The sequence below is a fragment of the Paenibacillus sp. OV219 genome, from assembly GCF_900110075.1.
Classification (GTDB): Bacteria; Bacillota; Bacilli; order Paenibacillales; family Paenibacillaceae; genus Paenibacillus_Z.
Genome location: NZ_FOCJ01000005.1, coordinates 1 through 22,078, shown reverse-complemented (window position 1 = coordinate 22,078; position 22,078 = coordinate 1). Strand labels below are relative to the sequence as shown.

Below are 22,078 nucleotides of genomic sequence, written 5' to 3'. Positions count from 1 at the left end.
TATTAACGGAATTTGAAAGCAGGTGATTGTAATCTTTTATTGGATAGCGATACTTATGACAGTAGTGGATCAGATCACAAAATTGATCGTGCGTTTGAATATGCAGGTTGGTGATACACATCCGTTTCGACAAGGCATTCTGCAGTTTACATATTATCAGAATTCCGGTGCAGCCCGCAGTTCATTTCAAGGCAACGGAAGATTGTTTGGCGTGATCGCTGTGGCTTTCATTACAATAGTCATATTCTATCGAAATAAACAAACTTCGAATCACCGTTGGATGGATGTCGGATTAGCGTTCCTAGTGGCAGGAGCGGCTGGGAATGGCGTGGAGCGGTTATTATTTGGGAAAGTAACAGACTTCCTGCAATTCGGATCTGGGCAGGGGATCATGAATATCGCGGATCTATCAATCAACGTTGGTCTGCTCGTGGTCTTCATCCAGCAGATCGTTTTATCGAAACTCCGAAAGAAAGCTTAGTTATAGTTTATTTTTCCTCATGTATGTTGAGTTAACGGTGACAGGGCCCTAGACAAACGATGAATATCCATGTGAAAATGATAATTGAAACGGATTGCCCAAGGAGGCCATGGATAATCAATGATGAGAAAAAGAGTAGTTGTTACAGGCGGGAGCGGTAAAGCGGGGAAATGGATTGTTAAAGAATTGGTAGAGCAAGGCTATGAAGTGTTAAATCTGGATTGGAAGCTGCCAACTGAGCCGCTCTGTCCAACTCAGATTGTCGACTTGAATGATTTAGGCCAGGTACATAACGCTTTATCTCAATTCGGTACCGGGGATCGATTGCCGATCCATGCTGTCATTCATTTTGCAGCAATACCGCAAGCATTCATCTACCCAAATGATGTAACCTTCAAAAATAACGTGATGAACACCTACAACATTCTTGAGGCTTCCGCTAATCTCGGCATTTCCAAGGTGGTACTTGCTTCAAGCGAATCCTCTTATGGTATCGTCTTCGCGAGCCAGTTCTTTGCTCCAAATTATTTGCCGATTGATGAGCAGCATCCGCAGCTCTCGGAAGACAGCTACGGACTATCCAAGATGGTGAACGAAATGACTGGTGAAACCTTCCATAGACGCACCGGAATGCAGGTTATTTCGTTCCGGCTTGGAAATATTTTGGAACCACAGGATTATCCAAAAGTGAGAGAGAGGTTCGATGATCCACAACAACGACTTCGCATTCTATGGAGTTATATCGATGTCCGCGATGTGGCTGTCGCTTGTCGTCTAGCTGTTGAGAAGGAAGGGCTAGGCGTGCACTCGCTAATTCTGGCAGCTGATGATACATCATCAGATCAACCTAGCTCCGAGTTGATACAGCGGTTTATGCCGGAGCTATCCGAATATTCGTCTAAGCTTCCGGAACGTACTAGCTTTTTGTCCAATAAGAGAATAAAGGAAGTATTAGGCTGGAAACAACAGCATTTCTTTACGGAGCAGTAATGGCTCTTCTCATACGCAAGTTAAGCTGTCGACAAGCACGATGAATCGAACGGTATTTGTCGGGCGACAAGAACATTAATTCATTAAAGGCCGCGAAAAATCGCGGCTTTTTTATTTATGGGATCAAGTTCTTGTCAAAGACCAAATGATAAAGAACTTGATCCCATTTCCGACGAAAATATATCGTGCAAGCAAATATGATTTGCTCAACGGTCGAGAGATAATAGTTGCTGCGCCACAATGTAGCCCGATCCTCCGTTTATGCCGTGACCCGGCCATGTAGCAGCGCCAAGCATGTAAAGGTTAGCGATTTCTGACCGATGGCCCGGCTGGGAAGGCAGCGGTCTGAACAAGTAGCTCTGCATTAGGTCATGTGATCCACCGTATGGATCACCAGGTCCGGAATTCGGGTTGAAGCGGGCAATGGTATCAGGCGTGACGACGGATTTGCCGATAATAGCGTCTGGAATGTTAGGTATATGCTTGCCTACTATGGCGATCACTCGCTCAGCGAATCTTTCGGTAAGTTCATAGGTCCACGTTCCGTCTCCGACGTCAATTTGACCGGCAGCATCGCCGCGAGGACGGCAAGGAACCTCTAGAACCTGGATCCGCATAATCGCTTTGCCGACCGGCGCTCGACTCGGATCGAGATTGGTTGAGCAATCGACCGTAAAAGTCGGCTTTGCAGGCAAAAGATCGGCCATCCCTTGTGCAATGGCTTGGGTGAAGCCGTCAAGCCCATCGGTAAGATGGGGCTGACCGACTCTGGCAAATCGAGGATCGGGCCATTTCGGCGCTTCTTTCAGAGCTAGATGAATCTGCACGCAGCCTCTTCCATAGCGGTATCGTTTTGCTTGGTTGCGAATGTCGGAGCTGACTGGCGCATCCGCTAGGAGCGACAAGTACAGCTGGTCTGGACCAGTAGAGGCAACGACAGCATGTTTAGCGTGGTATTCCTCGCCTTCCGCTGTACGCACGGCGACAGCCTTGCCGTTATTGACGATAATCTTCTCAGCTCTTGTACCCGTAATGATCGTGCCGCCTTGATCCTGCACCAAACGAGTCAATGCCAGAGCAAGTTTCTCGCTACCCCCTTCGGGAATAGGCATCCCGCCGCCCATAAGCGCCATTGTCGTAAGTGGGACCCAGATACCGCTGCCGATTTCGTCCGGCGTCCGACCCAGGTGAGTGACCCATGAAGCGAGCATCGCGCGTGTAACAGGAGACCGGAAATCTCTAACCACATTGCGGGCGGTGGAAAATAGGGAAGCGGCGAATGCCGAGTAACTTTTGCCCCCAGTTCGTTCGTCATACAATAAATTCTGAATTGTATTGGAAGCTTGCGATCCGGATAAATCTAAGGAAAATAATTCGAACACGTCCCCCGCATAAGGAGCAAATTCCTCGAACATACGTCCTAACACCGCCCCGTCACCGGGGGCTAGACGCTCAGCTTCAGCGGCCAAGTCCTCGCTCGAGCGTGATAAAACTGCAGTCTCGCCATTCTCCATAGAAACGCCTGTCGGCAGTTCCGTGTTCACATAACGCAACCCACGCGACTCGAGTGCTTCCCTAAAGTCTGCATAAGCGGGGCCAGTCAGGAACAGCGGATGGGCTGCTGCGTAGACGTCGTGCTTGAAGCCGGGCAGCGTCAGTTCTTCCGTCCGCAAAAATCCGCCAGCCCGGTCATTCTTCTCCAACATAAGAACGCTTCTCCCAGCTCGCGTCAAATAAGCGGCCGTGATCAGCGCGTTGTGGCCGCATCCAATTATGATTACGTCGTACTTGTTCAACGTCATATACCCCCTCCGCGTCTATAAACAAGATCAAGTTTAACGTAAGCAAGCGGCGAGGACTGGCACTTGGTGTCGACTAGTCCAAAATTTACCTAAATAAAGCTGGCCATTACACAAGAAAAGCAACCGTCGAAGTGAACGGTTGCTTTTTCATTGCTAAGAACCATCAAAGATAGGTAGCGGATAATAAGATCCTGGAATTCTCCATAGAGAGAAGTCGTGCGCTGGAGCAATGATTAACTCGACGACATCGGGCGCTAGGATGCGGTTTAATTTGACCGAGAGATTGAATTGAGCGTCGCGAAATGTGTCTGCGGCAGGTATCGTGTCATCACTGAAAGGAATTTGACCAACATATAGGGATCGCTTGTCAGGACGGATTTGACGGATCACAATGGCATCCTGTGCCAAACCGCTATCCCATCCAATACTTTTGTGATAATCGATAAAGTAGGCTGCTTGGAAGGGGACCTTGAAGTTGATAATTCCTACCTGGACGCGTCCAATCGTATCTTGGTGTATCGGATTCAGAATGAGCGACGTCTTCTTGGGACGTTTGTCATCGCACTCGATTTTAATTACATTGGATGGCGGTAACCAACCCTTGCTGGTGATGTAGGTGGAGGCAAGTGACGGGCCAGAGGGTCCGAACCGATTATCTATAAAACGAGCATCCGTCCCCCCGTAACTTTCGGCACTCATGACACAGAATGGATCACCATAGTCTTTGCCTTGCAAGTCATAAGAGTGCTGAAATCCATGACCGTGTCCCATTTCATGAAAAATAAAGCTCGGACGCATCCGCTCCTGATCGACAAGGACATGTCCATTTGCAGATCCGGGACCTTGCTGTCCGCCTTCCATTACGTTCTGACCAATAAACGGGACATCCGTGAAGACCAGGTAATTGTCATAGCCTGCGAGGTTGTGACCCGCATTTTGGTGTGCAGTAATTCCGTTCGCAATGGCATCGGATCGCCGAACGCCCTTTGCTTGTTCCGCTGTGATCGGCCAAGTGACCCAATCAAACACGGTCGATTTGGAAATATTCAAATTTCCGTATGACATGTCGGACCAGTAACTGATTGCGCTGCCGGAACCCCTTGCAAATAATTGATCGAAAAACGCTTTCGCTTGCTGATTAACAGGCGTATCCTGGCATTTGCATAATAATATTGCCCATCGGTATTGACTGCTCACTCTATCAATCCTCTCCTAAAAGGAAACTAATCGTGCATGCATTGTGCATCCTATGCTTGGCTAAGAGGAATAGCTTGGGTGCGAACTACCCGCTTTTTCTTTGTCCGCTTTCTGAGATTGCTCATAGGAGCCACGGCAACAACGGATTGAAAAGGAATATCGATCGGACCGTAAGTTCGGTCATGGATGGACAAGAAGTCGTCATGAAGCTGAATGATATGACCACGCACAATTCTTCCATTGGATAGGAACACGGTAATTTTACTCAATGACAGAAAGTAGATGTTATAGCGATCTATTAACTTCATCTACAAGCAACCTCCTAATAGAAATAGATAGTTTAATAGACTAGAACATGAGCCCTTTGATTGTAATATATTAATATAGTCTTATTGTTAAAGGAGGTCATTCCTATGGATTATATAAAGCAATTATTAACACTGCGCGCAACTTCATTAGATACCGCACAGATCACGCTCACAACGGGCATACTGGTCTTAGGTACCGTAGCTTTTGTTAACGACAACGCTGTTGCGATTTCAAATGGGATCAATATCTTAGTCATCCCATTTGACAAAATTGTTTCTGTCGCTTAGTTCGTTCTCTTAATTCGAATACTAGATTATATGATGGACCGCACCATTAGGTAGCGGCATTGTTAAGCAAATTAGAGACTTTCATTGAAGGACGAGCCCCATTTTGAATGGGGGAGTGATCGTCCAATGTCCCGAAGGCAGCTGATTAAATGGATCAGCTGCTTTTTTTATGTCAGAGGAATTTGTCCACCTCAATCGAATATGTACTTCAAATACAACACTAAGCTAATGGTGGACGATAAGTTCAGTGTAATCCTGAAGGAGGAGTTTGATGAGGAAGCTGCGTTGGGGGATTATGGGGTGCGCCCAAATTGCCACAAAGGCGTTTATTCCATCTGTCCGAGCTTCGGACATCCATGAGATAGTCGCCGTTGCAAGCCGTGAAGAAACAAGAGCTCGAGTGTTTGCAGACGCATATGGCATACAAGATGCATACGGCAGCTACATGGAGTTGCTAGCCAATCCATTAATTGATGCGGTCTACATTCCGTTGCCTAATCATATGCACCAGGAATGGACGATTCATGCCGCTCGAGCAGGCAAACACGTGTTGGTCGAGAAGCCGATGTCGATGTCGGAGCGCCATGCGATACAGATGGTTGAAGCTTGCGAGCAATTCGGCGTACACTTTCAGGAGAACATAATGTATCGCTTCCATCCGCGCTATGATCGTGTCAGGGAAATTATACGTTCAGGCGAGATTGGTACGGTTAGGGCAGTTCACGGTGTCTTTACGTCGGACCGCTCCAATATGGAGCGCGATATCCGATTCCATCAGGAAATGGGTGGCGGCAGTATGTACGACATCGGCTGCTACTTGCTCAGCGCGGCTCGCTATGTGCTGGAGATGGAACCAGCGGCCACAACGGTGCAGGCTTTTTTCTCCCCGGAACATGATGGCGTTGATATGATGGCTTCCGGTCTCGTCGAATTTCCGGCTGATGTGGCATTTATGTTCCAGTGCGGATTGTGGGCGGACTTCTCAAATACATTAGAAATCCGAGGTACTCGCGGCACTATCCGGCTGCCGTCAGCATTCACGCTTCGCGGTGATCTGAGCCCTGACATTCAGGTCACTGTGCTCGGCGAGATGCGGACGGAGCCGTTCGAGCGTGGGAACCAGCAGTTATGGCTACTAGACAGTTTCGCGCGAGCGGCGCTTCACGGAGAGCCGGAGGCAGTCAACCCTTGGGACGGCGTACGAACGATACAAGTCATCGAGGCATGTCTTGCTTCCGCGCGTGAAAAGAGACGGGTATCAATCGAACCTCTTGTAGGGAGCGTCTAAGCGACGAAGACAAGTGAGGTCAGGGATTTCTCGTTTGTATAAGGACGACGTGGTTAATCTCAGAGGCTTTATCCTCTACCGTCAAGGGCCAATACTTCGATTAATGATACCTATGATTACTTCCATCGTTGGTACGTAATGCTTTATAGTGAACGTAAGAGCAGGACGAAACACGGGCCTACTGCCAAATCGAGCAAATAAATTCGAAATCGAAGGAGAAACAAACATGAGAAAACTCGTATTGTTCATGCATGTGTCGTTAGACGGGTATGCGTCGGATTCGAACGGAGGACTGGATTGGATTCCGTACAACGAGGAATTAGAGAAATACGCCGAGGAGGTTGTAGCCGAAGTCGGCTCTCCCGTATACGGACGCACGACGTATCAAATGATGGAGAGCTACTGGCCCACGGTGTTGGAGAATCCGAATGCGTCGAAACACGGTAGGGAGCATGCCAAATGGCTGCAGGATGTTAAAAAGATCGTCATTTCCGGCTCTATGGACAAGGTAGAATGGAACAATACGATGCTGATCAAGGACAATATCGCAGAGGAAATCAAAGCGCTCAAGGAGCAGCCCGGCAAAAATCTCGTTATCTTCGGCAGTCCGGGGGCGGCGAAGACGCTGATTGACCTTGGCCTGGTCGACGAATTCTTGCTGACGATTTGCCCGGTCATCCTTGGTGGTGGAAGATCGGCATTCCACGGTGACGGTGAGAAAATTAGGCTCAAGCTGCTGTCCAGCCGAACGTTCAATTCGGGCATTATCGCGGTCCGCTATGAGTTGGAGAAATAACATGCGACTCAAGGTCAAAACATTCAGTTAGAATATTATGGGAGAAATACCTGTGTAGCTACATAAACGGAATTTGAGTTCTCTCCTTTTTTTGACTAAAATGAACAAGATACTTTCAATTTGGAGGGAAGATACGCATGTACCGGACTAAGGAAGATTTTGTGAATGACTGGTCTGCATCAGCGGCAGGTACAATAGCTGTAATGAAATCCATTACGGACGAGAAGATGAACACCGCAATTGTGGAAGGACATAATTCGTTAAGTTGGTTGGCTTGGCATTTGACGGGGACCGCGGCAATATTCGGACAAATTGCGGGGCTTCAAGTTCCAGTAGTGGAACGCGGAGTTCGAGCACCAGAGCATATAGCGGAGATCGTCGGCAAATATGAAGAGATCAACAAGGCTTATGGGCTGGAAGCTAATAAATGGACGGATGAACAGATGCTGGAGGAAATCCAAACTTTCGGAAGTAAAATGATGCGTGGCAAATTTCTGCGCCTGCTTATCGATCATCAAACGCACCACCGCGGTCAAATGACGGTCCTGCTTCGTCAAGCGGGCTTAACAGTTCCGGGTGTTGTTGGACCGACGAGAGAAATGCAAGCGAAATAACAAGCAGGTGGTTTTTGGCAACTAATCTAACCCAAATGAGCACCGATCCAATATCGGCGCTCATTTCGATTGAAAAGAGCATTGTTTAATGTGATTGGAGCCCTTTGGATAATGATCGAATACACACCAATCTTTTGTTAAACGGTTGTAACCAAACAAATGTTCGCATATACTACCTTTGAGGTGATATGTGTGAACTCGACACCAGAAGAAATCATACTGATTAAAGAGTGCTGCCTGTTGCCGATCATGCTGGATATGCTTGAGAAGCAACGTTTGGAGATGGAGAAGTCTACCTCACCAATGAAGACCCTTTACCAGGCAGCTCTCATAAGACTGCAGAATACGATCCACGCCGATCTTATGAATACACGGAATCAGCTTCGTGAAGCGAACATTAAAATGTGGAAGGTTCATTCATCTGAGGTGCGTGAGAAATCGGCCTTTAAATACGAATACTCAAATAAAGGATACCGTGGTGTATTTGAGATGTTGAGAAGCCTTGTTAGAGCTGAAATATCTAAGAAATTCGGTCAATATATCGGGAGGGTCTTTAATAATAAGTTTTCTGATTAAGCTAACGCCAGGATGATCGAGTGGGAAACCGAAAGATGGGGATCTTGCATTCATTGTTGAATAATAGCATGACTGGCACCCTGACCGGTGCTTTTTCTTTTGTTCATGTGAAGTTCATATACGTTTTTTATTATCTGTCAGAAGTGTAATAATTAATAAAGAAGTGAACCGTCTTCGGAAGTAGCACACTTAGGGATAATTAGGGGCGATTGCTGTGAATAAAAGAAAATCTGGCATAATTCATACAGAAGGTGATGATTTATTTTATAAAGTAACCGGAAACGGCATCCCATTAATAATGATCCCGGGTGGTGGCGGTGACGGGGATTCTTTTCTCCCATTAGCAGATGAGCTAGATGGCAAATTTAAAGTCACTACCTATGATCGAAGAGCAAATGCTAGGAGCACAGCTAACAAGCCCATTAACTTCTCGATTACACAGCAAAGCAGGGATGTGCTTGCAGTGCTTAACGCAGTGGGTGAAGAATCGGCCTTTGTATTTGGGAACAGCAGCGGCGGCGTTATTGCACTAGAACTTGTTAAAAATTTCCCGGATGCGGTTCGAATGGCGATTATCCATGAACCACCGCTCGCAAACTTTGCAAATGACCCTGCGAGATGGCTGAAATTCTTTGATGATTGTTATCAATTGGCTGTAAGCAAAGACTCTGGTAAAGTCGCTACAAAATTCGGAATGGGCGTGATGGGGCGTAAGACTATTGCTCCATTGTTATCAGATATTAGGCTAAAAATTTATTTATTAAAAGAGCCAAAGCAGGCAGGCGAAACTCGATTGCCTCAAAAACTGGCTGATGATATTTTTATAAAGCAAGAATTAATCCAAGTAACTAGTTACATACCTGATTTGGAAGCTCTGCGCGAACACAAGGATAAACTAATATTTGCATCAGGAGACTGGACCGTTAAAAATAAGGTCTGGTTCGCAGAAGTGGCTAAAAAATTATCTCAAGAAACTAGCAGTAGTTACCTTGCCCGGCGCACATATTTCGTTCATGGATAAAGCTCGAAAATGGGCGGAGATTCTAAATGTCTGCTATAACAAACCGAGAAAATAAGATCCAGCAATGCACCATACTATTGGCACGGTTTCGATCAAGATGTGCTTAATGAGGATAGTGAATGGACTTCGGAATCGTTTGGAAGGAATTAGTAATTCTTGATAGAATAAATATGAAGATGATCAGGTAATAAATTTGTACACTTAAGGAGATAAAACTATGGCAAAAAGCAAATTACTAAGAATGGATAATGTTGGCATCGTTGTAGAATCCCTTGATGACGCAATCCCTTTCTTCGAGGAGATTGGCTTGAAGCTCGAAGGGCGAGCCACTGTCGAAGGTGAATGGGCTGGTCGCGTAACCGGACTGGGTTCTCAGTGCGTAGAGATTGCTATGATGGTTACCCCAGATGGTCACAGCCGAATTGAACTTTCGCGATTTCTCACCCCACCTACTATTTCAGATCACCGGACTGCTCCTGTAAACGCCCTCGGTTATCTACGCGTCATGTTCACCGTTGAAGATATTGACGAATTGGTATCCAGACTCACTAAGTATGGTGCTCAGCTTGTTGGTGAAGTGGTGCAGTACGAGGACTCGTATCGGCTCTGCTATATTCGTGGAAATGATGGACTTCTAATCGGATTGGCGGAACAACTCAGTAATAAATAAGTGACGTTTAAAAGAAGTCTTATCTGAAATATTCATTTTAGAGTAAAAGCTGCCTTAACTCCCTCGGTACGATTTAGTTTTCACGCGAATGCTCGCTTATTCGCAGGAAGGCCGCGAAAATCGCGGCTTTTTGCATTATCCCTTTTACGATTATGACATGAACATTGTCTCATTCCCGACAGAGCATACAAAGTTGACTAATATATCCTTATTTAGAATCCGCACGAGCAGTTTAATATCGGCTTGCGCGCCGCGTTCGTCTCGTCGAGCCGGCGCACGACGGTACCGTAGGGAGCGCCTATGATGAGTTCGGGAGTCGTACGCGCTTCTTCGGCGATCTGAATCATCGTATCGATGAAGCGGTCGAGCGTCTCCTTGCTTTCGGTTTCGGTCGGCTCGATCATCATAGATTCCTCGACGTTGAGAGGAAAATAAATCGTCGGCGGGTGGTAGCCGAAATCGAGCAGACGCTTGGCGATGTCGATCGTCCGGACGCCGTAAGCCTTCAAGCCGCGCCCGGACATGACAAATTCATGCTTGCAGACGCCGGGATACGGAATCTCGTAATGGGATGAGAGGCGGTGCATCATGTAATTGGCATTCAGCACGGCGCATTCGGACACCTGGCGCAGCCCTTCCGATCCATAGGTGCGGATATACGTGTAAGCCCGGACCAATATGCCGAAGTTGCCGTAAAACGCTTTGACTCGGCCGATCGATTCAGGACGGTCATAGTCGAAATAATAGGTCCCGTCACTATGAAGGCCTACGATCGGCTTCGGCAGATATGGTATCAGCATGCTTTTGACTCCGACGGGTCCCGCCCCTGGTCCGCCTCCCCCATGCGGGGTGCTCATCGTCTTGTGCAGGTTCAAGTGAACGACGTCAAATCCCATATCACCGGGGCGGGTAATGCCCATAATGGCGTTGGAATTGGCGCCGTCGTAATAAAGGAGCCCCCCGGCCTCATGGACAATTTGCGCGATCTCTAAAATGTGCTCCTCAAATAGGCCGAGCGTGCTTGGATTCGTTAGCATGAGTGCGGCGGTATCGCTGCCGACGGCCGCGCGCAAGGCATCCAGATCGACCATGCCGCACGCATCCGACTGAATCGTTATAGTCTCAAACCCGGCGGTCGTCGCGCTTGCCGGATTCGTGCCGTGCGAGGAGTCTGGAACGATCACCTTCGACCGCTTTTCGCCCCTGTTCTCGTGGTAGGCACGGATCATCATGAGTCCGGTCCATTCTCCATGCGCGCCGGCAGCGGGCTGAAGCGATACCTGATCCATGCCAGTCAGTACGGCCAAATCGTTCTGCAGCGTATATAGAAGCTCAAGAGCTCCTTGAATACTAGTAGCCGGTTGATAGGGATGTATGTGGGCAAATCCGCTTAGCCGAGCAGTATCTTCATTAATCTTCGGATTGTATTTCATCGTGCAAGAGCCGAGCGGGTAGAAACCGTTGTCGATGCCGAAGTTCCGCCTCGAAAGCTCTGTATAATGGCGAATAACGTCGACCTCATATACCTCGGGCAGCTGAGCGGGCACTTGCCGGATCATTGATGCTGGAATGCAGGTCGCAGCCTCTGCTTCGGGAACGTCGCACGCCGGCAGCGAGTAGGCGATACGGCCCGGTTTGCTTAGTTCGAAAATTAGCGCTTTTTCTCCCGTATTCATGCCAATTCCCCCAATCTGCTTGCAAATTGATCGATTTCTTCGCGCGACCGTTTCTCCGTGACTGCAACCAGCATATGCCCTTCAAGCTCCGGATACGCCAGACCGAGGTCATAGCCGCCGAGGATACCGTACTTTAGAAGCTGTCGGTTGATCTCGCTCACAGATGGTCCTTCTTCCGGCAGCCGGATGACGAATTCATTGAAGAAAGGAGCGGTAAAAGGAATCGTGATCCCGTGTTGGTCGGCAAGCTGGCAGTTGGCGTAGTGCGCCTTCTGGAGATTCAGATTTGCTACATCGATAAGGCCTTGCTTGCCTAATGTAGAAAGGTAAATCGAAGCGCATAGAGCGAGCAGCGCCTGATTCGAGCAAATGTTGGAGGTCGCCTTCTCGCGTCGAATATGCTGCTCCCGGGCTTGCAACGTCAGTACGAAACCGCGCTTCCCATCGATGTCCTTCGTCTGGCCTACGATTCGGCCGGGCATCCGGCGCATCAGCGGTTCGGCGACAGCGAAGAAGCCGCAGGTCGGTCCGCCGAGCGATTGCGGTATGCCGAGCGGTTGCGCATCGCCTACGACGATGTCGGCACCGAGCTTGCCCGGCGCTTCGAGAAGTCCGAGCGAAATCGGATTGGCGCTGACGATGAACAGCCCTTTGACGCCATGGATGATCGGCTCGATCGCGGACAGGTCCTCCAGGCAGCCAAAGAAGTTAGGGGATTGGACAAGTACCGCAGCAGTATTGACGGTAACCGCTACTCGCAGTGCCGCCAGATCGGTGACGCCGATTGCGGAATAGCCAACCTCGACGATATCGAGGCCAAGTCCCCGCGCCATCGTTCGGACCGTTTCTCGGGCTTCGGGGTGAACCGTGCGGGAGATGATGAGCTCGCGCCGTTTGGTGGCTCCGGCTGCCAACGCGCCTGCTTCCGACAGCGCCGTCACGCCGTCGTACATGCTTGCGTTTGCAACGGCCATGCCCGTCAATTCACAAATATAGGATTGAAATTCGAAAATGGCTTGTAGTTCGCCTTGGCTTATTTCCGGCTGGTAAGGGGTATAGGCGGTATAAAATTCGGAGCGGGAGATCATATGGTTAATGATTACAGGTATATGATGATCATAAATGCCGGCGCCAAGGAAGCTGGTGCAGCTGCCAGTATCGGTGTTGCGGCCGGCCAGCTCTTTCATATGGGTAAGCAGTGAAATCTCATCCAGCGCAGGTGACATCGGCAGGACGCCGCGGTAACGGATCGCATCTGGAATATCGCGGAAGAGATCATCGGTCGAGGCTGCGCCGATCGCGGCCAGCATCTCGGCTTTATCCTGTTCGGTCATCGGGATGTAGCGGTGCGGTCTCGTCATTACGCACTCTCCTCAAATAGGGAATTTGATGGCGTCAATCTTGCTCATCTTTTGTAAAAAGGGGTTTTGACGACTTCGGCCTTGAGCAGCTTGCCGCGAATTTCGACCCATACTCCGGTTCCAGTCCCAGAGTAGCCAGACTCGATGAGCACAAGACCGAGGTTCCGTTTCAGCGTGGGGGATTGGGTGCCAGACGTGACCTCACCGACCGGTGTGCCATCGGCCGTGTAGACGGGATAATGGCTACGGGGGATGCCGCGGTCGATCATCTCGATGCCGACGAGCTTGCGGGGCACGCCGTCCGTTCTTTGATGAACCAACGCGTCGCGGCCGATGAAGCTGCCTTTATCTAGCTTGACGAAAGGGCTTAGACCTGCTTCGAGCGGAGAAATCCGAGCGGACAGCTCTTGACCGTACAGCGGCAGCCTGGCTTCAAACCGGAGCGTATCCCGCGCGCCAAGACCGGCGGGCTGGAGTCCGAATGCTGTGCCCGCAGCAAACAGCGACCGCCATACGTGCTGCGCCTGATTGGCAGACACATAGATTTCAAAGCCGTCTTCGCCGGTGTATCCGGTACGGGACACGAGAGATTGGACGCCGCCGACCGAAACAGCGGCCTCGAAGCGGAACGGAGCAAGTTTATCGCAATCGAATTGTTCCGTGGCCAATGCCATGATTGCGGCTGCAGACGGCCCTTGCAGCGCAAGCATGGCAAGCTCGCTTGATTTATTTTCGAGCGTAACATCGCCTATCAGATGCTCGCGCATCCAATCGAAATCACTGTCGATATTGGCTGCATTGACGACAACCATGAAATAATCTGCCGTTATCCGGTACACGAGCAGGTCATCGACGACGCCTCCGTCCGGGTAGCACATCAGCGTATATTGCGCCTGACCGTCAACCAGCTTCGATACATCGTTTGTGGTTATTCGCTGGAGAAAGGCTTCGGCGAAGCGGCCAGTAACAAAGAATTCACCCATATGCGAAACATCGAAGAGTCCGGCTTGTTGACGCACCGCATCATGCTCTTTTTGAATGCCGGAGAATTGAACAGGGAGCTCCCATCCGCCGAAATCGATGCAACGCGCACCGGGAAAGTCGGCATAGAGCGGGTAAAGCGGCGTTCTCTTCAGGTCGATCGCCATTTCGTTGCCCTCCTAGACGAGAATGCAAGACTAAGCCCTAAACATAAACTTAAAAAAGACAGCAGCAAAAAGCGTTACGAACGCACAGCTTGGCTGCGCATGCCCGTTCTCGCTCTTTGCTCTGTCCTTTGTACCTGAGAGTTACCCCGAACGAAGAAGGCGCATACGTTCAGGTTTCCCCGTGGGTGACGCCGAGGCAGTGGTACCCGCCCTCGCACGTGCTCTCCAGAGATGCGTCCGGTAAAGGTCCTTTTGCCTGAGAGATTCACTTCCTGCGAAGCTTACTCCTTCGGCGCCGCCGCTTTAAAGCCGTAGGCGGTCTCTCCCATTACCATCATCCGCTTATTCGGTTTTCTTGTACGGTATCAGCCCAATGCCTACCATCTTACATTAAGATATACACGCCCATGGGAGAAGATGTTAATGGAAAAAGTCGATTTGCAATAATATTTGTCAAGTATATTGACACTGGTTCGCTTACTCCATTAAGCTAAGCGTGTCTAACGGAGCGTTTCATAACGATTTCGGGAGGATGTTGAAGATGAGCTTAGTCAAGCCAGGATTAGGATATACAGAGGAGCATGAATGGGCGGAAGCAGGAAGCGGGGCTGTTAAGATCGGCATTACCGATTTTGCTCAAAATCTATTAGGCGATATCGTGTTTGTCGAGCTTCCGCGGATTGGCCAAGAGGTAGACGCAGGACAGTCGATGGGCAACATTGAATCGGTAAAAACGGTTTCCGAGCTGTACAGTCCAGTAACGGGAAAAGTGACGAAGATCAACGAAGCGCTGTTGGTCGCGCCTGAGCTCGTAAATTCGGATCCATACGGCGAAGGCTGGATCGTCGAAGTCGAGGTCAATGGCGATGCTACCGATTTCGTGAACAGGTTGCTTAGCGCCGACCAGTATGAAGCCATTAATAAATAGCGGGCAGTTGCGGCAAGATGCCGGTTATGATCGGTCGCCATGGCGGTTCTTGCATACAGGAAACCGATCTCCTGCGGAAAACATGGCGATTGACGAGGCGATCTCGCTCGCTCACAAAGAAGGCGCTGTACCGCCGACGGTACGTTTTTACGGCTGGAACCCGGCGTCTCTATCGATTGGCTATTTTCAGCAGGCGGAAAAGGAAGTCGATTTTCAGGCGCTTCGCGAGCATGGTTTGGGGTTCGTTAGGCGATCAACGGGAGGACGAGCCGTCCTGCATGATCAAGAGCTGACATACAGTATCGTCGTCTCCGAACGGTATCCGGGCATCCCAGCGAATGTAGCGGAAGCTTACGCAGAGTTAAGCAGCGGTCTGTTGATCGGCGTTCGAAAACTGGGACTGGATGCGGCGATGACGGGACAGGTAGGCGTGCCAGAGGTGCATAGCGGGAGAGAACACGTTTCCGCGCGGAAGCCGCTTACCGCAGCCTGCTTTGACGCGCCGTCCAAGTACGAGCTACTTGTCGACGGATGCAAAATCGCCGGCAGCGCGCAGATGCGCGGGAACGGCGTTATTTTGCAGCACGGCTCGATTCTGCTCGAGCTGGATGACGAGAAGCTGTTCTCCGTGCTTCGATTCGCAAGTCCGGACATCAAGCAGCGGATGCGGAGTCTATTTGGACGTAAGGCGTCTGCGATCAACGATTGTCTGCGACGGAGGGAAATGCCGCCCGTGTCGATGCATCATCTTGAAAACGTATTCCGTAACAGCTTCGCGGAAGGCCTTAAGGCCGAGCTCGTGAACGGGCAGCTAACCGAAGGCGAACTGGAGCTCGCGGGTCGGCTATCCAGCGAGAAGTATGGGGCGGATAGTTGGAATTATCGCAGATAGCGGGGATCAGATAGGTCCCTATTATAAATAATAAAGAGTTGATTAAGCGGCCTTCGTCCTAAATTCCATTGGACGAAAGGCCGTTTCATTTTGCTTGGTCATTTGTCCCACAGGCTCGGAATAAAATGAAGCGAGAAGGAGGGAGATCGGATGAGAACGATGCCGCTTATCGGCATTACGGGCTATCATGTCGCCGGCGAGGAAGGGGTAGGCGGGGCGTTCCGCGGCATGCCCGGACAAGGTTTTGGCGTGATCGGGCACGATTATATGCATGCTGTGCAGAAGGTCGGCGCGGCACCGGTTGGTATACCGGCGTGCGACCCTTCAGCGTGCGGGCGAATTGTAGAGGCGCTGGACGGCCTCATATTGGCCGGCGGCGAGGATGTCGATCCGCAGCTGTACGGGGCGAATCCCGATCTACGCTGCGGGATCATTGCGCCTGAGAGGGATCGATTCGAGCTGCGGTTGATTGAAGAGGCGCTTCGGCAGAAGAAGCCGATTCTGGCAATTTGTAGAGGGATGCAGCTGCTCAATGTCAGCTTCGGCGGCACGCTGTATGTGGACGTAGAGGATCACTCGGCAGATGTGCTCGCCCATCAGTTCGCCCGCGCGCCTCGCTGGTACAAGTCGCACCGGGTGAAGCTGCTAGCGGCGGAACTTCGGCGACTATATGGGATGGATGAAGTCAGGGTGAACAGTTATCACCATCAAGCAGTTCGAAGTCTCGGAGTTGGTCTTGTTGCGGCTGCTGTCGCTGAGGACGGTATTGTCGAAGCAATCGTTCATCTCGGTCATCCGAGCGTGCTCGCTCTGCAATGGCACCCTGAGATGATGGCCGTCCACGATGACGAAGGACTAATACCGTTCCACTGGCTGATTGATCAAATCAACGGAAGGAGCGGTAGCCGTGACGAGAGGGAACGAGGAGATGGATCCGAGACTGGAACTGGATTTGGATTTGGACAGATGGAACTGCCAATGGATTAACGGGGAGAAAGTAACAGAGGCACCAGGCAGCATGACAGTCTACAATCCAGCGACAGGCGAGGCGGTCGGCAGAGTGCCGAGAGGAGACGGCGAGGCTGCAGTAAGGGCTGTCGATGCCGCGTCGCATGCGCTGCCCGGCTGGGGACGGCTGACTGCTGTGCAAAGGGCAGCTTTCCTGAACCAGTGGGCGGATCGGATTGAGCGGGAACGGGATGAGCTCGCGCGCTTAATGTCGCGGGAGCAGGGAAAACCGTTTGCGGAAGCGGCTGGCGAGCTGGAAGGGTCGGCGCAGTTTATCCGTTGGTATGCCGAGGAAGGCAAGCGCGTCTACGGCGAGACGATACCCGGCTCCCGCCCCAATCAGCGCATTATGGTTTGGCGACAGCCGGTCGGTGTCGTCGGCATGATTACACCATGGAATTTTCCCGCTGCGATGATTATCCGTAAAGCTGCCCCTGCATTGGCAGCCGGTTGCACGATCGTCGTCAAGCCGGCGAGCCAAACGCCGTTGATTGCCGTCGCCTTATTTCAGCTGCTGATGGATACCGGCATTCCAAGCGGCGTCGCGAATCTGGTAACCGGAAGCGCCTCTGCGATCAGCGACGTGTTCTTATCGGATTCCCGTGTCCGCAAAATCTCGTTTACAGGTTCTACTGAAGTAGGCAAATCGATTATGGAGCGGGCGGCGGCAGGGCTGAAACGGCTGTCACTGGAGCTTGGCGGCATCGCACCGGTCATCGTTTTCCCGGATGCCGACGTTGAGCTGGCGGCGGAGTCGATCGTAAGCAACAAGTTTGAAAATTGCGGGCAAGTGTGCAACGGCATTAATGTGATCTATGCCCATGAGGCGATTCGTAAGGAGCTTAGTGAGCGAATCACCGCACAAACCCGCATGCTTCGCGTCGGCCTGGGCGATGAGCCCGACGTCGACATCGGCCCGCTGATCGACCGGGAGGCGATGCTTCGGGTCGACCGGCTAGTGGCCGACGCTAAGGCGAAGGGGGCGTCCATACAGACTGGCGGGTATCGCTTAATGGAAGAGAAATATGCGCATGGGCATTTTTACGCGCCGACTGTACTGACGGACGTTAATGAAGAGATGGACGTGATGAAAGAGGAAGTGTTCGGGCCGGTTGCGCCGATTGTGTCATTCGCTGAAGAAGACGAGGTCATCGTCCGCTGCAATGCGACGCCGTACGGGCTGGCGGCCTATGTGTTCACCCGCGACGTGAGCCGGGTGTACCGGATGTGCGAGCAGCTCGAGTTCGGCATGATCGCCGTGAACGGCACCTCGCTCAGCGTACCCCAGGCGCCGTTCGGCGGCATCAAGGAGAGTGGAACGGGACGGGAAGGTGGGCATCACGGGCTGGACGATTTTCTGGAGCTGAAATATATCAATCTGAACGTGGAGGGCAAGGGGGGATGAACGATGGATGACAATCGGAAGAAGACCGAGTCCAGTTCCGGGTCCGGCGGACTTATATCCACAGCGGAGCTGGAAGGAGCGATGAAAGGCGGTGAGATCGACACGCTGATTCTCGCCTTTTGCGATATGCAGGGCCGGTTAATGGGGAAACGGCTGACCGGTGATTATTGTCTGCGCAGCGGGCTGACGAAAGGAACCCACTTCTGCGTCTACTTGCTCGGCACCGATATGGAGATGAATACACCCAGCGGGTATGCGCTGATGAACTGGGAAAGCGGCTATGGAGACTGGCTGGCGAAGCCGGATTGGAGCACGCTGCGTGTCATTCCGTGGCAGGAGAGGACTGCGCTCGTTCTCTGCGATGTCGAAGATGAGCATACAGGCAGCCGGATCGCTGTTTCTCCGCGGGAGATGTTACATCGGCAGCTTGGGCGGGCGGAGCAACTCTCTTTCCGCATCATGACGGCGAGCGAGCTGGAGTTTTTTCTGTTCCGGGATACGTATGAACAGCTCCATACAGACGGCTATCGCACGATGCATATGAACGTCGCAGGGCATTACAACGAGGATTATAATTTGCTTCAGGGTACACGCAACGAACCGCTGTACCGGCTCATTCGCAGCAGCATGAACGCGGCGGGCATTCCCATTGAATCGACGAAAGGTGAAGCGGCCGTCGGACAACATGAGATTAACATGCGCTTTGCTGATGCGCTGACCTCGGCTGATCGGCACGTTATCCTGAAGCATGGGATCAAGGAAATATGTATTCAACAGGGCTGCTCTGTTACGTTTATGGCGAAGCCTCATCATGGCTGGACAGGATCAAGCGGCCATATCCATATCAGTGTTTGGGATCAGAAAGGGGAGAGCAATCTGTTTGATGACCCGGACCAGCAGCCGTATGGAATGTCGGAGAAGATGCGTTATTTTCTCGGCGGAATATTGGCCTGCACCCGAGACTTCTCGCTGTTCTTCGCCCCGACCGTCAATTCCTATAAAAGGTTCGCTCCTGACAGCTGGGCTCCGGTGAGCATCGTCTGGAGCAGGGATAACAGGACGAGCGGACTGCGCATTGTCGGAGAACGGCAGAGTTTGCGGATCGAAAGCCGCATTCCCGGCGCGGATATCAATCCGTATCTCGCCTACGCGGCTTTGATCGCTGCGGGTTTGCATGGCATCGAGAACCGGATCGAACCTCCTCCGGAGTGGAAAGGAAACGCTTATGCGGCCGAAGGGCTTCCCCGTGTTCCGGCGTCGCTTAATGAGGCGATGGCACTATGGAAAACGAGCCCGCTGGTACGTTCGGCGTTCGGCGATCTGGTGACGGACCATTATTACAATATGGCCCGCGTGGAGCAACAGGCATATGATGCGTTCGTCACCGACTGGGAACGGATGCGGTATTTTGAACAAGGGTGATGGAGAGGAGATTGCAGCGATGGGACGCTTGCAGGATCGAGTATGTATTATAACCGGCGCAGGCAGCGGCATGGGGCTGACGGCGGCTCGCATGTTTGCTCGGGAAGGTGCGAGAATCGCCTTGTTTGAGGTAAACGAGCAATCGGGTCAGGCAGCGGCCAGCGAAATTGGGGAGCAAGGCGGGGAGGTAGCTTTCTTCCGGTGCAACGTCGCAGATGAGCAAAGTGTGCAGACGGCGGTCGGCCTGGCAGTGGAACGCTTCGGTATTATCGACGTGCTGTACAACAATGCTGGCATTATGCTGGCGGAGGACGGCTCCGTCATCGATACGACAGTCGAGGTATGGGACCGGGTGATGGATGTGAATGTGAAAGGGACTTTTCTCATGTGCAAGCACGTCATCCCGCATATGGTGCAGCGACGAAGCGGCTCGATCATCAATATCGCTTCGTTCGTCGCATTCATGGGGTGCTCGGTGCCGCAGGATGCTTATACCGCATCTAAAGGAGCGATCGTGTCGTTGACGAGATCGCTCGCGATTCAATTCCGCCCTTACGGTGTGCGCAGCAACGCCATATGTCCCGGTCCGATTGAGACGCCGCTGCTTACTGAATGGCTGCTCAAGGACGAGGAGGCGAAGCGGATCCGCCTGAACCGCCAGCCGAGTGGACGATTCGGACGGCCGGAGGATATCGTGAACAGCGCGATCTACCTCGCATCGGATGAATCCGATTGGACGAACGGCGCGATCCTGAATATTGACGGCGGGATTACGTGCAATTATTTTTAAGCTTCGCCGGTGAAGGAACAACAATAGAAACTGTCCGTTGACAAGAATATGGTACGATTGCAGACAAGCAGCCGGTCGGCATGAAAATTTGTTGTTGTTGTTCCGCCCTGAAGTGAATGCGCGTTAACTTTGACCCAAACGCTTTGCAATCGTTTTCAAATCGGTTAAGGTAGAATTATCTGAGAGATAAAGGGGACTTAATCATGGCGGAACAACGCATCGTGAAATGGGGCATCATGGGTCCGGGAGGCATCTCGGACAACTTCGCTACGGAGCTACCGCACGCGCCGGGCGCAGAGCTCGTCGCCGTCGCGGGACGCTCGCTCGACAAGGCGCAAGCATTCGCCGAGAAATTCAGCATCCCGCGCGCTTATGGGAGCTGCGAGGAGCTCGCGGCCGATCCGGACGTCGAGATCGTCTATGTTGGCACGCTGCATCCGATCCACAAAGAGAACGCGCTGACGCTGCTGCGCGGCGGCAAGTCCGTACTCTGCGAGAAGCCACTTCACAATCAACGCTGCCGAGGCTAGGGAGATTGCAGACCTGGCCCGCCATAAGGGTCTATTCCTGATGGAAGCCATGTGGACGCGGTACCTACCCGCCATCATCAAGGTGCGGGAGTGGCTGGACAGCGGCGTGATCGGCGACGTGCGCATCGTGAAGGCCGAGTTCGGATTCGACGCGGGCTGGAATCCCGAAGGCCGGCTGCTTAACAAAGAAAAGGGCGGCGGCACACTGCTCGACGCCGGCATCTACCCGGTTTCGTTCGCGTCGATGGTGTACGGCGGAGAGCAGCCTTCCAAGATCGCGAGCTCCGTCCTGATCGGCGAGACAGGCGTGGATGAGCAGTTCTCGCTGCTGTTCGAATACGGCGGCGGTCGCACCGCCAGCCTGCACGGCTCGGTACGATTGTCCATGACCAACGAGGCTGTCATCTATGGCCCGAAGGGGCGGATCGAAATACCGGGATTCCTGTTCGCCAAGGCCGCGACGCTGCATGTGAACGGGGAGGAGCCAGTAATCTTCAAGCACGAGCTCGAGCCGTCCGGCCACTTCTACCAGGCAATCGAGGCGATGGAGTGCCTGCGCGCGGGCCGTAAAGAGAGCGAAGTCTTGACCGTCGACGAGACTGTGCGTATCATGGAGACGCTAGACCGGATCCGGGAGCCGTGGGGTCTTAAGTATCCGAGCGAAGCGTGATCGGTCGAGCCGAATGTTTATGTCGATAGGTATGTTAGAAGACCTTATGACTTAACATTCACGACGAATGCAAACACACGCAAAAAAACGCAAAAACTTCTAAGCAAAAAGCTGCCGTTTAATGAACAGCACCCCGTCAAGTAGACAGTACAAATAATTAAAAACAATCAAGCGGCCTTCGTCCGGAATTCCATTGGACTGAGGCCGTTTAGCTTTT

General features: G+C 51.7%; 21 protein-coding genes, 1 pseudogene and 1 riboswitch. Of the genes and pseudogenes, 16 read left to right on the top strand and 6 right to left on the bottom strand.

Annotated features, from left to right (window positions below):
• Positions 1 to 22 precede the first annotated feature (22 nt).
• Entirely contained in the window at positions 23 to 481 is a 459-nt protein-coding gene (lspA, locus tag BMY11_RS13840; RefSeq protein ID WP_256217467.1) for a signal peptidase II, read from the top strand.
• Positions 482 to 601: 120 nt separating this feature from the next.
• Entirely contained in the window at positions 602 to 1,471 is an 870-nt protein-coding gene (locus BMY11_RS13835) for an NAD-dependent epimerase/dehydratase family protein (protein WP_256217466.1), read from the top strand.
• A gap of 206 nt (positions 1,472 to 1,677) precedes the next feature.
• On the opposite strand, the gene BMY11_RS13830 is transcribed toward BMY11_RS13835, so the two are convergent.
• From BMY11_RS13830 to BMY11_RS13820, 3 genes are all read right to left on the bottom strand, one after another.
• Positions 1,678 to 3,267: a phytoene desaturase family protein gene (locus BMY11_RS13830; protein WP_090577810.1), complete on the bottom strand. Its 1,590-nt coding sequence runs from the start codon at positions 3,265 to 3,267 to the stop codon at positions 1,678 to 1,680.
• 159 nt (positions 3,268 to 3,426) lie between these two features.
• A complete protein-coding gene (locus BMY11_RS13825) occupies positions 3,427 to 4,470 on the bottom strand; it encodes a zinc metalloprotease (RefSeq protein ID WP_090576876.1) in 1,044 nt (347 codons plus the stop codon).
• A gap of 50 nt (positions 4,471 to 4,520) precedes the next feature.
• Positions 4,521 to 4,778 carry a hypothetical protein gene (locus BMY11_RS13820; RefSeq protein WP_090576873.1) on the bottom strand — a complete coding sequence of 86 codons (258 nt, stop codon included), beginning with the start codon at positions 4,776 to 4,778 and terminating at the stop codon, positions 4,521 to 4,523.
• Between the two features lie 105 nt (positions 4,779 to 4,883).
• On the opposite strand from BMY11_RS13820, the gene BMY11_RS13815 reads away from it, so the two are divergent.
• From BMY11_RS13815 to BMY11_RS13785, 7 genes are all read left to right on the top strand, one after another.
• The gene (locus tag BMY11_RS13815) at positions 4,884 to 5,066 is read left to right on the top strand and encodes a hypothetical protein (RefSeq protein WP_090576870.1); all 183 of its coding nucleotides are present in this window, start codon (positions 4,884 to 4,886) and stop codon (positions 5,064 to 5,066) included.
• Between the two features lie 271 nt (positions 5,067 to 5,337).
• Positions 5,338 to 6,354 (top strand): Gfo/Idh/MocA family protein, encoded by a 1,017-nt coding sequence (locus BMY11_RS13810; RefSeq protein ID WP_090576867.1) that lies wholly within the window; start codon positions 5,338 to 5,340, stop codon positions 6,352 to 6,354.
• A 226-nt stretch (positions 6,355 to 6,580) separates the two neighbouring features.
• On the top strand, positions 6,581 to 7,150 hold the full coding sequence (locus BMY11_RS13805) for a dihydrofolate reductase family protein (protein WP_090576864.1): 570 nt from the start codon (positions 6,581 to 6,583) through the stop codon (positions 7,148 to 7,150).
• Between the two features lie 137 nt (positions 7,151 to 7,287).
• Positions 7,288 to 7,764 carry a DinB family protein gene (locus tag BMY11_RS13800; RefSeq protein ID WP_090576861.1) on the top strand — a complete coding sequence of 159 codons (477 nt, stop codon included), beginning with the start codon at positions 7,288 to 7,290 and terminating at the stop codon, positions 7,762 to 7,764.
• A gap of 192 nt (positions 7,765 to 7,956) precedes the next feature.
• Entirely contained in the window at positions 7,957 to 8,340 is a 384-nt protein-coding gene (locus BMY11_RS13795) for a YhjD family protein (protein WP_090576858.1), read from the top strand.
• Positions 8,341 to 8,554: 214 nt separating this feature from the next.
• A complete protein-coding gene (locus BMY11_RS13790) occupies positions 8,555 to 9,361 on the top strand; it encodes an alpha/beta fold hydrolase (protein WP_090576855.1) in 807 nt (268 codons plus the stop codon).
• Between the two features lie 217 nt (positions 9,362 to 9,578).
• Positions 9,579 to 10,031 carry a VOC family protein gene (locus BMY11_RS13785; RefSeq protein WP_090576852.1) on the top strand — a complete coding sequence of 151 codons (453 nt, stop codon included), beginning with the start codon at positions 9,579 to 9,581 and terminating at the stop codon, positions 10,029 to 10,031.
• A 212-nt stretch (positions 10,032 to 10,243) separates the two neighbouring features.
• Here BMY11_RS13785 and gcvPB read toward each other — a convergent pair whose 3' ends face one another.
• The 3 genes from gcvPB to gcvT are packed head-to-tail and all read right to left on the bottom strand — an operon-like array spanning position 10,244 to position 14,216.
• A complete protein-coding gene (gcvPB, locus tag BMY11_RS13780; protein ID WP_090576849.1) occupies positions 10,244 to 11,707 on the bottom strand; it encodes an aminomethyl-transferring glycine dehydrogenase subunit GcvPB in 1,464 nt (487 codons plus the stop codon).
• Positions 11,704 to 13,068, bottom strand: a complete 1,365-nt coding sequence (gene gcvPA, locus BMY11_RS13775; protein ID WP_090576847.1) for an aminomethyl-transferring glycine dehydrogenase subunit GcvPA — start codon at positions 13,066 to 13,068, stop codon at positions 11,704 to 11,706. Before gcvPA ends, gcvPB begins: the two co-directional genes overlap by 4 nt.
• A 44-nt stretch (positions 13,069 to 13,112) precedes the next feature.
• Positions 13,113 to 14,216: a glycine cleavage system aminomethyltransferase GcvT gene (gene gcvT, locus BMY11_RS13770; protein ID WP_090576844.1), complete on the bottom strand. Its 1,104-nt coding sequence runs from the start codon at positions 14,214 to 14,216 to the stop codon at positions 13,113 to 13,115.
• Between the two features lie 234 nt (positions 14,217 to 14,450).
• Positions 14,451 to 14,554: riboswitch (glycine riboswitch) on the bottom strand.
• Positions 14,555 to 14,757: 203 nt separating this feature from the next.
• On the opposite strand from gcvT, the gene gcvH reads away from it, so the two are divergent.
• The 7 genes and pseudogenes from gcvH (at position 14,758) to BMY11_RS13735 (ending at position 21,861) form a co-directional block, all read left to right on the top strand.
• Positions 14,758 to 15,144 (top strand): glycine cleavage system protein GcvH, encoded by a 387-nt coding sequence (gene gcvH / locus BMY11_RS13765; protein ID WP_090576842.1) that lies wholly within the window; start codon positions 14,758 to 14,760, stop codon positions 15,142 to 15,144.
• Positions 15,125 to 16,036 carry a lipoate--protein ligase family protein gene (locus tag BMY11_RS13760; protein ID WP_090576839.1) on the top strand — a complete coding sequence of 304 codons (912 nt, stop codon included), beginning with the start codon at positions 15,125 to 15,127 and terminating at the stop codon, positions 16,034 to 16,036. The genes gcvH and BMY11_RS13760 overlap by 20 nt, the downstream gene beginning before the upstream one ends.
• 150 nt (positions 16,037 to 16,186) lie before the next feature.
• On the top strand, positions 16,187 to 17,023 hold the full coding sequence (locus BMY11_RS13755; RefSeq protein WP_090576836.1) for a gamma-glutamyl-gamma-aminobutyrate hydrolase family protein: 837 nt from the start codon (positions 16,187 to 16,189) through the stop codon (positions 17,021 to 17,023).
• Positions 16,944 to 18,449, top strand: a complete 1,506-nt coding sequence (locus BMY11_RS13750; protein ID WP_371262829.1) for an NAD-dependent succinate-semialdehyde dehydrogenase — start codon at positions 16,944 to 16,946, stop codon at positions 18,447 to 18,449. The genes BMY11_RS13755 and BMY11_RS13750 overlap by 80 nt, the downstream gene beginning before the upstream one ends.
• A 3-nt stretch (positions 18,450 to 18,452) precedes the next feature.
• Complete coding sequence (locus BMY11_RS13745) at positions 18,453 to 19,871, top strand: glutamine synthetase family protein (RefSeq protein ID WP_177182637.1); 1,419 nt, start codon at positions 18,453 to 18,455, stop codon at positions 19,869 to 19,871.
• Positions 19,819 to 20,661: an SDR family NAD(P)-dependent oxidoreductase gene (locus BMY11_RS13740; RefSeq protein WP_256217462.1), complete on the top strand. Its 843-nt coding sequence runs from the start codon at positions 19,819 to 19,821 to the stop codon at positions 20,659 to 20,661. Before BMY11_RS13745 ends, BMY11_RS13740 begins: the two co-directional genes overlap by 53 nt.
• Positions 20,662 to 20,864: 203 nt before the next feature.
• Positions 20,865 to 21,861, top strand: a pseudogene (locus tag BMY11_RS13735) (Gfo/Idh/MocA family protein).
• Positions 21,862 to 22,078 lie beyond the last annotated feature (217 nt).

Excerpts from the sequence above, each read along its gene's own strand:
- BMY11_RS13835 (WP_256217466.1), top strand. The coding sequence starts at position 602 with ATGATGAGAAAAAGAGTAGTTGTTACAGGCGGGAGCGGTAAAGCGGGG.
- BMY11_RS13820 (WP_090576873.1), bottom strand. The coding sequence starts at position 4,778 with ATGAAGTTAATAGATCGCTATAACATCTACTTTCTGTCATTGAGTAAA.
- BMY11_RS13815 (WP_090576870.1), top strand. The coding sequence starts at position 4,884 with ATGGATTATATAAAGCAATTATTAACACTGCGCGCAACTTCATTAGAT.
- BMY11_RS13810 (WP_090576867.1), top strand. The coding sequence starts at position 5,338 with ATGAGGAAGCTGCGTTGGGGGATTATGGGGTGCGCCCAAATTGCCACA.
- BMY11_RS13805 (WP_090576864.1), top strand. The coding sequence starts at position 6,581 with ATGAGAAAACTCGTATTGTTCATGCATGTGTCGTTAGACGGGTATGCG.
- BMY11_RS13800 (WP_090576861.1), top strand. The coding sequence starts at position 7,288 with ATGTACCGGACTAAGGAAGATTTTGTGAATGACTGGTCTGCATCAGCG.
- BMY11_RS13785 (WP_090576852.1), top strand. The coding sequence starts at position 9,579 with ATGGCAAAAAGCAAATTACTAAGAATGGATAATGTTGGCATCGTTGTA.
- gcvPB (WP_090576849.1), bottom strand. The coding sequence starts at position 11,707 with ATGAATACGGGAGAAAAAGCGCTAATTTTCGAACTAAGCAAACCGGGC.
- gcvPA (WP_090576847.1), bottom strand. The coding sequence starts at position 13,068 with ATGACGAGACCGCACCGCTACATCCCGATGACCGAACAGGATAAAGCC.
- gcvT (WP_090576844.1), bottom strand. The coding sequence starts at position 14,216 with ATGGCGATCGACCTGAAGAGAACGCCGCTTTACCCGCTCTATGCCGAC.
- gcvH (WP_090576842.1), top strand. The coding sequence starts at position 14,758 with ATGAGCTTAGTCAAGCCAGGATTAGGATATACAGAGGAGCATGAATGG.
- BMY11_RS13760 (WP_090576839.1), top strand. The coding sequence starts at position 15,125 with ATGAAGCCATTAATAAATAGCGGGCAGTTGCGGCAAGATGCCGGTTAT.
- BMY11_RS13755 (WP_090576836.1), top strand. The coding sequence starts at position 16,187 with ATGAGAACGATGCCGCTTATCGGCATTACGGGCTATCATGTCGCCGGC.
- BMY11_RS13745 (WP_177182637.1), top strand. The coding sequence starts at position 18,453 with ATGGATGACAATCGGAAGAAGACCGAGTCCAGTTCCGGGTCCGGCGGA.
- BMY11_RS13740 (WP_256217462.1), top strand. The coding sequence starts at position 19,819 with ATGATGCGTTCGTCACCGACTGGGAACGGATGCGGTATTTTGAACAAG.